9 protein-coding genes and 1 pseudogene are annotated in these 8,866 nt (G+C 68.2%); 6 read left to right on the top strand and 4 right to left on the bottom strand.

Going from position 1 to position 8,866, the window contains the following annotated elements; translation table 11 throughout:
- The coding region (locus ACSEEN_RS20975; protein ID WP_440713156.1) for an integrase core domain-containing protein at positions 1-132 on the top strand (132 nt) is incomplete at its 5' end.
- 46 nt (positions 133-178) lie between these two features.
- Here ACSEEN_RS20975 and ACSEEN_RS20980 read toward each other — a convergent pair.
- The 4 genes from ACSEEN_RS20980 to ACSEEN_RS20995 form a co-directional block, all read right to left on the bottom strand.
- Positions 179-973 carry an amino acid ABC transporter ATP-binding protein gene (locus ACSEEN_RS20980; RefSeq protein ID WP_247864648.1) on the bottom strand — a complete coding sequence of 265 codons (795 nt, stop codon included), beginning with the start codon at positions 971-973 and terminating at the stop codon, positions 179-181.
- Between the two features lies 1 nt (position 974).
- On the bottom strand, positions 975-2,711 hold the full coding sequence (locus ACSEEN_RS20985) for an ABC transporter substrate-binding protein/permease (protein ID WP_440714214.1): 1,737 nt from the start codon (positions 2,709-2,711) through the stop codon (positions 975-977).
- 180 nt (positions 2,712-2,891) lie between these two features.
- The gene (locus ACSEEN_RS20990) at positions 2,892-3,215 is read right to left on the bottom strand and encodes a histone-like nucleoid-structuring protein Lsr2 (protein ID WP_247864645.1); all 324 of its coding nucleotides are present in this window, start codon (positions 3,213-3,215) and stop codon (positions 2,892-2,894) included.
- A gap of 110 nt (positions 3,216-3,325) precedes the next feature.
- Positions 3,326-4,081 carry a hypothetical protein gene (locus tag ACSEEN_RS20995; RefSeq protein WP_440714215.1) on the bottom strand — a complete coding sequence of 252 codons (756 nt, stop codon included), beginning with the start codon at positions 4,079-4,081 and terminating at the stop codon, positions 3,326-3,328.
- A 1-nt stretch (position 4,082) separates the two neighbouring features.
- Between ACSEEN_RS20995 and trhO the strand changes: the two genes are divergently transcribed.
- From trhO to ACSEEN_RS21020, 5 genes and pseudogenes are all read left to right on the top strand, one after another.
- On the top strand, positions 4,083-4,937 hold the full coding sequence (gene trhO / locus ACSEEN_RS21000) for an oxygen-dependent tRNA uridine(34) hydroxylase TrhO (RefSeq protein ID WP_440714216.1): 855 nt from the start codon (positions 4,083-4,085) through the stop codon (positions 4,935-4,937).
- Complete coding sequence (locus ACSEEN_RS21005; protein ID WP_440714217.1) at positions 4,934-5,974, top strand: CobW family GTP-binding protein; 1,041 nt, start codon at positions 4,934-4,936, stop codon at positions 5,972-5,974. The genes trhO and ACSEEN_RS21005 overlap by 4 nt, the downstream gene beginning before the upstream one ends.
- Positions 5,975-6,081: 107 nt before the next feature.
- Positions 6,082-7,134, top strand: coding sequence for an N-acetylmuramoyl-L-alanine amidase (locus ACSEEN_RS21010; protein ID WP_371306976.1), 1,053 nt, complete (start codon positions 6,082-6,084; stop codon positions 7,132-7,134).
- A 59-nt stretch (positions 7,135-7,193) separates the two neighbouring features.
- Positions 7,194-8,162 carry an SDR family oxidoreductase gene (locus tag ACSEEN_RS21015; protein ID WP_247864638.1) on the top strand — a complete coding sequence of 323 codons (969 nt, stop codon included), beginning with the start codon at positions 7,194-7,196 and terminating at the stop codon, positions 8,160-8,162.
- An 8-nt stretch (positions 8,163-8,170) separates the two neighbouring features.
- A pseudogene (locus ACSEEN_RS21020) lies at positions 8,171-8,743 on the top strand (nucleosidase); the annotation flags it as partial.
- Positions 8,744-8,866 lie beyond the last annotated feature (123 nt).

Here is an 8,866-nt window from a genome sequence, read left to right on the forward strand (position 1 = left end):
ACCAGTGACACCGAACGCGCAGCGGCCTACCAGCACTGGCTGCACCACTACAATCACCACCGACCCCACACCGGGATCGGCGGCCTCGTCCCCTCAGCCCGCGTTCACAACCTCACGGGGAAGTACACCTAGCGGAGTCCTTGCCGGTTGACCGGAGTGGAGACCACCCGCCCCGCGGCTAGAGCACCTCGGACAGGAAGGTCTGCAGGCGCTCGCTCGACGGCGCGTCGAACAACTGCTCCGGGGAGCCGGTCTCGACGACGACACCGCCGTCCATGAACAGCACGTTGTCGGAGACGTTGCGCGCGTAACCCATCTCGTGGGTCACCACGACCATCGTCATGCCCTCGCGGGACAGTTCGGTCATCAGCGCCAGCACACCCTTGACCAGCTCCGGGTCGAGCGCGCTGGTGGCCTCGTCGAAGAACATGATCTCCGGCTTCATGGCGAGCGCGCGGGCGATCGCGACGCGCTGCTGCTGGCCGCCGGACAGCGTCGACGGCCGGACATCGGCCTTCTCCTTGAGCCCGACGGCGTCGAGCTGCGCCAGCGCCAGATCGCGGGCCTCGTCCTTGCCGAGCTTGCGCAGCTTGCGTGGCGCGAGCGAGATGTTCTCGGCGACGGTCATGTGCGGAAACAGGTTGAACTGCTGGAAGACCATGCCGATACGGCGGCGCAGCTCATCCGGGTTGTCGTGCAGGACGGACCGGCCGTCGATCAGGATGTCGCCGGCCTGCGGTTCGTGCAGACGGTTGAGCACGCGCAGCAGCGTCGACTTGCCCGAGCCGGACGGGCCGATGACGGTGGTCGTCGTGCCCGCGTCGACGTGGATGTCGACGCCCCGCAGCACCTGGTTGTCGCCGAAGGCCAGGTGCAGGCCGGTGCCGGTGAGCGACACCGGGCTCGGTGCGGCGAGCGGGATCACCTCGGTGGTTTCGGGTTCCGGGGCGTTCGCCGGAGTGGGGGAGCTCATCTCAGGCCTTTCCGGTCCGCAGACGCTTGTCGATGTAATTGACCAGATGGGTCAGCGGGATGGTCAGCAGCAGGTAGATCAGACCGGCCGCCATCAGCGGGGAGAGATTGCCGGTGTTCGCGTTGAGGTCGCGGCCGACGGCGAACAACTCCCGCTGGCTGGCGAGCAGACCGAGGAAGTAGATCAGGGACGAATCCTTGATCAGCACGATGAACTGGTTCATCAGGGCGGGCAGCACGCGCCGCACGCCCTGCGGGATCACCACCAGGGCCATCGAGCGCGAATACGAGAAGCCGAGGGCGCGGGCCGCTTCCATCTGGCCGGTCTCCACGCTCTGGATTCCGGACCGGAAGATCTCGCCGATGTAGGCCGCCGCCAGTAATGCCAGGGCGAGTGCGCCGAGCCAGTACGGGTTGCCGCCGGTCACGTTCTTGACCAGCGGCCCGATGCCCAGGCCGATGAGCAGGATGACGACGACGGCGGGCAGCCCGCGGAACACGTCGGTGTAGACGCGGGCCGGCCAGCGCAGCCAGCGTGTCCGGGAGATACCGGCCACCGCCAGCAGCATGCCCGCCAGGGTGCCGACGACGCCCGACACCAGGGCCAGGATGATCGTGTTCGGCAGACCCGTCTTGAACAGATCGGGGAAGGCCTTGCGGTACAGCTCCCAGTTGAAGAACGTGTCTCCCAGCTGGGCCAGCGTGCCCTTCTTGGCGACGGTCTCCGACTGCGGGTTGGTGGCGTTGTCGGCGGCGATCTGCCGGAAGTCGGGCAGCTGCGGCATCGGCGCGGCCTTGGAGCCGGGCTTCCAGCCGGCGGGCAGTTCGCGCGGCACCCAGTTGGTGTACAGCTTGGCCCAGGTGCCGTCGGCGATCACCGCGTCCAGGCCGCTGTTGAGCGCATCGATCAGCGGCTGGTCACCGCGTGGGGTGGCCCAGCCGACGAAGTTGTTGACGCTGAAGGTGTCCTCGAGGATGGCCATGCCGTCGCTGGACTGAATGGCGCCCTCGGCCTGCTGACTGGGGGCCACCCAGGCGTCGATCTGACCGCTCTTGAGATTGGCGTAGGCCGTCGCGTAGTCCGGGAACTTGACCGGGTTCAGCTTCAGCGTGTTGGTGACGTAGTCGTCCTGCACGGTGCCCTGGACGACGCCGATCCGCTGCCCGCCGGTCAGGTCGGAGAAGCCGCGTATCGCGCCGGTCTGCGAGGCGACCAGTGAGAAGTACCCGAAGTCGTAGCCGTTGGTGAAGCCGACGGTCTTGCGGCGGTCCTCGGTGGTGGTGATCGACGACGATCCCACGTCGAAGCGGTGATTGGCCACCTGGGACAGCAGCCCGGCGAATTCGGTGCCGACGAACTTCACCTTCAGGCCGAGCTTGGCGGCGACGGCCTTGAGGAGCTCGTTGTCGAAGCCGGTGTAGGTACCTGCGGAGTTGAGGCAGATGCTCGGCGGCGCGTCGGAGAGGGTGCCGACGGTGAGCGTGCCCGGATCGATCAGGTTCAGCTTGGCGACGTCGATCTGGTCCAGCGGCAGTGTGCCCGCGGTGGTGTACTGGTCGACGGCCTGCTCGGAGGTGTTCAGGTTCTGCGGCGCGGCCGCGGCGGATTTGATGCCGGGCGGGGCGCACAGGCCGTCCTTGTTCTTGCCGTCACCCGAGCCGCATGCGGCGAGGGCGAGGACGCTGAATGCGACGAGGATCAGTGCCAGTACCCGCCGGCGGAGTATCTGCAGGGACATGAGGAGTAACCCTATCGGCCGCGGCGCCGCCGCTCGCAATAAAAATCATCGCGGCCGAAAGTGCTCATTTCGTGCCGCCCGCCCCTGGCGGTCGGCCCCGGGGCCCGCCCGTATCGGTCGCCGGACGACTCGGGCCCCGCGACGGATCGTCGCGGGGCCCGAGTCAGCGGAAGCGTGCTTTCAATGCGCGGCCTCGTAGGCGGCGATGATGTCGGCCGGGATGCGGCCGCGGTCGCTCACCGAGTGGCCGTTCTCGCTGGCCCAGGCACGAATCGCGCGGGTATCGGCCGACTTGGCAGCCGATGCGCGGCGGGTGCTGCGGCCACCGATCACCCGAGACGCGGCGACATAGGTCGCCACCGCGTCGCGGAATTCAGCGGCGTGTTCCGGCGAGGTGTCGAATTCGTAGCTCTTGCCGTCGAGGCTCCACCGCACGGTTTCGTAGTCGTCGAGTTCGGCGCCGTCGATGTCGTCGACGATCTGAATCTTGGTCTTCTTGGCCATGCGTTCCCTCTGTCTGTCGGTGCGATGACGTTCGCTTTTATATCCCCTCACCGGCGAGTGTACAAAACAATCGTATTGCGATGGAACAAGGCGTCCGATAACAGCCGATTTCAGCGTGTCGGACTGGGTGAAGTCGTATCCGTGGATGATGCGGTACCGCGGAGCGCGACGGGTGCACGATCGTTTCCCTGGATTTCCCGATAGCCGCTTCGGGTGAGGGCGAATCCCCGGTCCGACGCCGATTCCAGGCAGTACAGCCCGTCGACGTCGCTGAGACAACTGAAACTGTCGGCGGAGAGCGCGGTACCGAACTCCAGGATGTGCGAACGATACAGAACCGGATAGAGATTGGCGCAGGCGCCGGCCGAGAGACTGTCGGAATTGAGCACCACCAGATCGCGGCTCCAGTCGCATCCGGCGGGAGTGCCCGCCGGCGGCGTCGCGGTGCCGCGCACTTCGCTGGATGAGCACACCAGCGCGTCGGCGCCGTTGTTGCCCGTCGAGCAGACCACGGAACGGTCCGGGGTGGAGAAGTGCACGCCGGACAGATTGTCGGCGCGATCGCCGGTCGGCGTGGTGGCGCCGAGATGGAAGTCGCCGACGCCGACGTGCGGGGCGTCGTCGATCACCGCCCGATAGCTGTCACCCGGCGCGATGGTGTACGAGCGCTGCGGGCGGCTCACCGAGGTCGATTCGGAAAGGGTCGGTGGCGATGACTCGGTGGTCAGCGCGTCTTTCGACGGGATCACGATGGCCGCCGGTTTGCCGCCGTCGTCACCGAGAAGACCGCATCCGGTCACCGTGAACAGGACCGCTCCGCCGAGGGCGGCGGCGGCGACTTTCCGGGCGAATCCGTACCCTGGCACCGTGGCTACTCCCAAGATCGTGCTCTTCTACGTGTTCACGCCACTCCCGGACCCCGAGGCGATCCGCCTGTGGCAGCTCGCCGTTGCCGAGTCGCTGGGATTGCGCGGCAGGATCATCGTGTCACCTCACGGGATCAACGCGACAGTGGGTGGCGATCTGCCCGACGTCAAACGCTATGTGCGAGCGACACGAGGTTACGGCCCGTTCGCCGATGCGGACATCAAATGGTCGCCGGGAACGGGCACGGATTTCCCTCGGCTCAGTGTCAAGGTCCGCCCGGAGATCGTCACTTTCGGCGTGCCGGACGAGGTGCGGGTCGACGCCGATGGCGTGATCGGTGGCGGTCCGCGGCTGTCGCCCGAACAAGTGCACCGGCTGATCGAGGAACGCGGTGACGAGGTCGTATTCCTGGACGGCCGAAATGCGATAGAAGCGGAGATCGGCCGATTCGCCGGGGCGGTGGTTCCGCCGGTGACCACCACCCGCGATTTCGTGCCGCTGATCGATAGCGGCGCCTTGGATCATCTGAAGGACCGGCCGCTGGTGACGTACTGCACCGGGGGCGTCCGCTGTGAAGTCCTCACCGCGTTGCTGCGCAATCGTGGTTTCGGGGAGGTGTATCAGCTCGACGGCGGGATCGTCCGCTACGGCGAGCGGTATCGCGACGACGGTCTCTGGCAGGGATCGCTCTACGTCTTCGACGAGCGAATGAGTATCGATTTCTCGCCGCGCGCCGCGGTGATCGGGAAATGCGCCGAATGTGGATCGCCGACCAATCGGATCGCGAATCATCCCGATCGTCTCGGCCGGGATCTCGCCGTGCTGTGCGCGAGTTGCCGCCCGGTCTCGGCGTGAGCGGGGCCGCCGTCCGGCCGGTTCCGGTGGTGATTCTCGCCGGCTTCCTCGGGGCGGGGAAGACGACGCTGCTGAACCATCTCCTGCGGCACGCCGACGGGCGGCGCTTCGGCGTGCTGGTGAACGATTTCGGTGCGGTCAACATCGACGCGCTCCTGGTGTCGGGCCGGTCGGCGGGGACGCTGAACCTCACCAACGGCTGCATCTGCTGCACCACCGACGCCGACGGGCTGGGGGAGGCGCTCGCCGAGCTGGCGGCGTCCGGGGTCGACGCGATCGTTATCGAGGCGAGCGGCATCGCGGAGCCGCGAGCGCTGGTCCGGATGGTGCTGGCCGCGCGGGACGAGCGGGTCGCCTACGGCGGGCTGATCTACGTCGTCGACCTGCCGCAACTGGCCGCCACGCTCGACGCTCATCCGGCGGTAGCCGAGCACATCGCGATCGCGGATCTGGTGGTGGGCAACAAGGCCGACCTGGTCTCCGCGGGCGAACTGGAGGCGACCGGTGCACGACTCGCCGCGCTCAATCCGACGGCGCCGATGCTGCCGGTGGTCGGCGGCGCCATCGATCCCGGACTGCTCGTCGAATCGTCGGGGGTGTCGGCCGACGACGGGCCGCGGCAACTCACCATCGGCGACCTGTTGATCGAGCACGACGACCATCACGGACACCACGAGCACCTGCATGACGCGTTCGAATCGGTCGCGCTCGACGACCCGCGGCCGGTCGACCCGCGCCGGCTCGCCCACTTCTTGGAACGCCCGCCCGCCGGCGCCTATCGCTGCAAAGGCCTGGCGTTCGTCGACCTTCCCGGCCACCGCGGCCACGCCTATGAGGTACATGCGGTCGGCGGCTTCGTGCGGGTCGGTGTGCGACCGTGGCCGGCGGGCGAGCCGCGGACGTCATTGGTGGTGATCGGTGCCGGACTCGACACCGAGGCCGCGCGGATCGCGCTCGACGATGTGCTGACGCCCGCCGACCCCGGGGACGAGCACGGGATCCTGCATCTGACCCGGCACGTGGTCACAGCCGACTAACGATTTCCCGCTGGTGGCCGGGATCGAGTTGCCAGGTATCGCGGTGCGCTGATTCACTTGTTACAGAAGTGACCAGTGTGATCGCTGGTGATCTGGAGGATGTTCTCATGTCTGTACTCTCTGTCCGTCGTCGTGCCCGCACGCTGATGTGCGTCGCGGCGACCGGCGTGCTCGCGACCGGTGCCGTCGTCGCCCCAGCCGCGGCCGACCCCGTCGCACCGACGCCCGCCGCCGGTTCGCTGACGGGCCGCACGGTGTTTCTCGATCCCGGGCACCAGGGCGGGACCGATGGGCATTCGCTGACCAAGCAGGTGCCGGACGGTCGCGGTGGGACCAAGGACTGCCAGACCACCGGCGCGACGGCGGTGACCGGCATGACCGAACACACCATCAACTGGAACGTCGCGCAGCTGGTCAAGGCCGGGCTGGAACGCGAGGGCGCCAAGGTGATCCTGAGCCGCAACAACGACACCGGCTGGGGTGGCTGCGTCGATGAGCGCGCCGCCGCGGCGAGCGCGTCCGGCGCCGATCTCGCCGTCAGCCTGCACGCGGATTCGACCAGTGCCGGGGCCGACGCCGGGAAGTCCGGTTTCCATCTGATCGTGCCGGCCCTGCCGGTGCCCGACGCGACGGTGACGTCGGTGCAGGGTGGCCGGGGACGCCAGGCGACCGAGGCGATGCGCGATGCCCTCAAGCGCGCGAACTTCACCCCGGCGAACTACGGCGGTATCGCCGACGGCATCCAGACGCGCAGCGACATCGCCGGCGCCAACCTGACCAAAGTGCCGCTCGTCTTCCTCGAGATGGGCAATCTCTCGAACCCGGCCGAGGCCCGCGAGCTGTCGTCGGCGGCGGGCGACACCCGCTACGCGATGGCGGTGACCAACGGAATCACGAGTTACCTGTCGACCGCCCCGGCGCCGAACCCGGTGCCGCTCGCCCCCGGCGAGGGCACGGGCGCCGACACCGGTGCGAGCGACATGTCCGATCTCGCCGCCCTCTCGGCGGTCGGTCCGCTGATCGAGCAGCTTTCGAAGGCGTCGAGCCTCGCCGAAGCGGAATCGATCCTGGCCGCGCAGGGCTCGGACGTCTCGTCGCAGGTCCTCAAGGCGATGCTCGCCGTCGTGTACGCCGTTTTCGGCGGGAAGTTGCCGATCTGACCCGATAGCTCGCGGGTGGCCGGTGGCCGCACGGTGACCGGGGCCACTACAGTCGAGGCATGGGCTTGCCACTGCCGTCTTTGAAGACCCTCCGTGACCTCGTGTACATGCCGACCCCGGTGCCGAGTTTCCGCGGCCGCACCGTACTGATCACCGGGGCCGCCAGCGGTATCGGCCGGGCGACGGCCTTCGAGGTGGCCCGGCAGGGCGGTGCGCTGGTGCTCACCGATGTGCAGACCGGCGCGCTGGACCAGGTGGTCGCCGCGATCAAGGACGACGGCGGCACGGTGCTGTACCACCGCGCAGGTGACGTGTCCGACTACGACTGGGTCGCCGCCTTTGCGCGTGACGTGGCGGCCGAGGTCGGCGTCATGGATGTGGTGATGAACGTCGCCGGGGTGTCGGCGTGGGGCACCGTCGAGACGTTGCAGCACCGGCAGTGGCGCCGGATGGTCGACATCAATCTGATGGGCCCGATCCACATCATCGAGTGCTTCGTACCGCCGATGGTGCGCCGCGGCACCGGTGGGCAGCTGGTCAACGTGTCGTCGGCGGCCGGGCTGCTGGCTCTGCCCTGGCACGCGGCGTACAGCGCCTCCAAGTTCGGGATCCGCGGGGTCTCCGAGGTGCTGCGGTTCGATCTGCGCAGGCACGGTATCGGCGTCAGCCTGGTCTGCCCGGGCGGGGTGGCCACGCCGCTGGTCGACACCGTCGAGATCGCCGGCCTGGACCGCGACAACCCGGCGATCCAGAAGCAGATCCAGGGCTTCCATAAGATCGCCGTGACACCCGAGTCCGCGGCCAAGTCGATCTGCAAGGGCGTGGTGCGCAACAAGTTCATGGTCTACACCTCGTTCGACACCCGTTTCGGCTACTGGTGGGCGCGCAAGTTCGCGCTGCCCTACGAGATCGTCATGCGGATCGCGAACAACCGGTTCGACTACCTTCAGCGGCTCAGTGCGGTGAGTGACCCGGCGACCGGTGACGCGGGCTCGCAGGCGTCGGCGCCCGCCGGCAATCGCGACTGATCGCCCGGATGGCCGGGGCGAGCGAAGCGACGGGGGGTGTCGGGGCGAGCGGAGCGACCGACGGCGTGCTGGTGGTCGCGGCCACCCGGGCGGAGGCCGCGCATGTGCCGGGTGGCGCCGAGGTTCTGATCACCGGTCTGGGCAAGGTGCGTTCGGCGACGGCGCTGGCGACGCGTCTCGCCGCCGCGCCCGGTCGCTACCGCCGGGTGGTGAACATCGGTACGGCCGGAGCCCTGCACCCGCACCATGGCGGTCTGTACGTGCCGTCGACGGTGATCGAGCACGACATCTCCGCCCGTGAACTCTCGGCCCTCGGCTACCCGGTCCGCGATACCTGGCGCCTGCCGGGCGGCGATGGATCGGTACTCGCCACGGGTGACACCTTCGTCACCGACGACGTCGTGCGCACCGCCCTCGCGGCGCGCGCCGATCTGGTCGACATGGAGGCCGCGGCTCTGGTCCACGTCTGCGGCGAGTTCGGGGTGCCGATCCGGCTGGTGAAGGTCGTGAGCGACTACGCCGACGATGCGGCGATGGACTGGCCGTCCGCGATCGACGCCGCGGCTCGACTACTGGGTGAACCGCACTGGGTCTGGTGGAGGCTCTGGTCATTTGATTTCAACCAGGGCCTGGGTGCCCTGCTGGGTAGCGTAGAACCTCCCTTCGAACTCGGTGGGCGGGAGGTCGTCGAGGTAGCCGTGTAG

The sequence above is a fragment of the Gordonia marina genome (genome assembly GCF_052036135.1).
Lineage (GTDB): Bacteria > Actinomycetota > Actinomycetes > Mycobacteriales > Mycobacteriaceae > Gordonia.